The organism is Bacteroides sp., from assembly GCF_019417265.1.
GTDB lineage: Bacteria > Bacteroidota > Bacteroidia > Bacteroidales > Bacteroidaceae > Phocaeicola.
In genome coordinates this window covers 8,165-10,436 of record NZ_DXVR01000094.1, presented here as the reverse complement: position 1 = coordinate 10,436, position 2,272 = coordinate 8,165, and the positions used below count along the sequence as shown (strand labels likewise).

The following is a 2,272-nucleotide window of genomic DNA, read 5'->3' as shown; positions in this document are numbered from 1 at the left end:
CAAAAAAGAAGCGTGGAACTGTATGCCACACTTCTTTATGTACAGGCCCTGAGAAAACCTTCGTGAACAGATGTGGGAATAACAGCCCCACGCATATGCGTGGAGACCATTACGACCTCTCTTGTTCACTTTAGAAGTTTCTCAGGCTTCGTACATACAAGAAGAAGACATAATGCCTCTTTTTTCGATATGTTTTATATAGGATTTTATATCCGATGCAAAGGTAATAAATTCAAATTAGAAAACAGTAAAAAATATATATAATTGTATATAAAATGAATGAAACTCTAAAAATGTTCAAAATAATAATTTATTCTATCATTTTCTTATATTTTCTCTGTTTCGCTCTTTCATGATCTGTTAAGTTATATTTATAAAAACACATTGTGATTTATAGAACATATCAACTCTTTTATAACTTTATAATCCGAAATTTTGAACTTTCGTCAGTTTGATTTGTCTCTTTTTTATATATACAAATCCATTATTCCTTTGGAAAATTTAAAAATCAGCCGATTTATTTCTTTGGATTTTTCAATTCTCATTATTTAATGTAAGCTGTACCCTGTTTTCTCAATCCCTATAAATACCACATTTATTTGGTTATATCGGAAAAAATCACGAAAATTGCATGATATTTAACGATTTTATAAGCTTATACTGACAGAGAATGATAGTTTGCATAGCCGAAAAGCCCAGTGTGGCAAGAGATATAGCGGAAGTGCTTGGCGCACACAATAAGAAGGATGGTTTCATAGAAGGAAACGGATATCAGGTGACATGGACATTCGGACACCTGTGTACGCTGAAAGAGCCGCACGAATATACTCCGCAGTGGAAATCGTGGTCGCTGGCAAGTCTGCCGATGATACCGCCGCGCTTCGGGATTAAGCTGATAAACGATTCAGGCATAGAAAAGCAGTTCAAGATAATAGAATCGTTGATGCAGAAGGCGGATATGATTATAAACTGCGGTGATGCCGGACAGGAAGGGGAACTGATACAGCGATGGGTGATGCAGAAAGCCGGGGCGAAATGTCCGGTGAAGCGTCTGTGGATTTCGTCGCTTACGGAAGAGGCTATCAGAGAGGGATTTGCAAACTTGAAGGATCAGTCGGAATTCCAGCCTTTGTATGAGGCTGGACTCAGCCGTGCGATAGGCGACTGGACGCTTGGTATGAACGCCACACGACTTTATACCCTTAAATACGGACAGAACAAGCAGGTACTGTCTATCGGGCGTGTGCAGACTCCTACGTTGGCTCTTATCGTGAAAAGGCAGCAGGAGATAGAGAATTTCGTGCCTAAACAGTATTGGGAACTGAAAACTTCGTACAGGGATACTGTGTTCTCTGCCATAGTGCGCAAGAGTGATGAGGAACTGGCAGAAGAGGCTGCCGCTGAAAAGGAGAATCCGCAGCTGAAAAAGAAAACTCCTGCAAAGGAGGATGCCAACAGGGGTATTCCGCCTATCACCGACCAGGCTACGGGCGAGCAACTGTTGGAACGCATAAAGAACGCTCCGTTTACCATCACCGATATTTCATCGAAGAAAGGTACTGAGGCACCGCCAAGACTTTTCGACCTTACTTCGCTTCAGGTGGAGTGTAACAAGAAGTTCGGTTATTCTGCCGATATGACTTTACAGCTCATCCAGTCGCTCTACGAAAAGAAGGTGGCTACTTATCCGCGTGTGGATACTACTTTCCTGAGTGACGATATATATCCCAAGTGTCCGAAGATTCTTGAGGGACTGAAGGATTATGCCGTATATACGGCTCCTCTGGCGGGCAAACCGCTTATAAAATCGAAAAAGGTGTTCGATAATTCTAAGGTTACGGACCACCATGCCATTATTCCTACGGGTGTGCAGCCGCGTGAGCTTACGAATATGGAGAAAACGGTTTACGACCTTATCGCAAGGCGTTTCATAGCCGTGTTCTATCCGGACTGTAAGTTCTCTACCACTACTGTGATAGGGGAGGCGGATTCGATAGAATTCAAGGTGACTGGAAAGCAAATCCTTGAACAGGGATGGAGAGTGGTGTTCGCAAAGGAACAGCAGTATGATACGAAGGAGAATGACGAGGAGAAGACTCTGCCTGCATTCACGAAAGGGGAGAGCGGATCGCACTATCCTTCGCTTTTCGAGAAGTGGACTCAGCCGCCGCGCCCATATACTGAGGCTACTCTGCTACGGGCTATGGAAACGGCAGGTAAGTTGGTGGAAAACGATGAACTGCGTGATGCGATGAAGGAAAACGGTATTGGC

The 2,272-nt window shown here is 43.3% G+C and carries 1 protein-coding gene; it reads left to right on the top strand.

Going from position 1 to position 2,272, the window contains the following annotated elements; translation table 11 throughout:
- Positions 1 to 670: 670 nt before the first annotated feature.
- Positions 671 to 2,272: DNA topoisomerase (locus QZ379_RS10540; RefSeq protein ID WP_291564245.1), on the top strand; the 1,602-nt coding region annotated here is incomplete at its 3' end.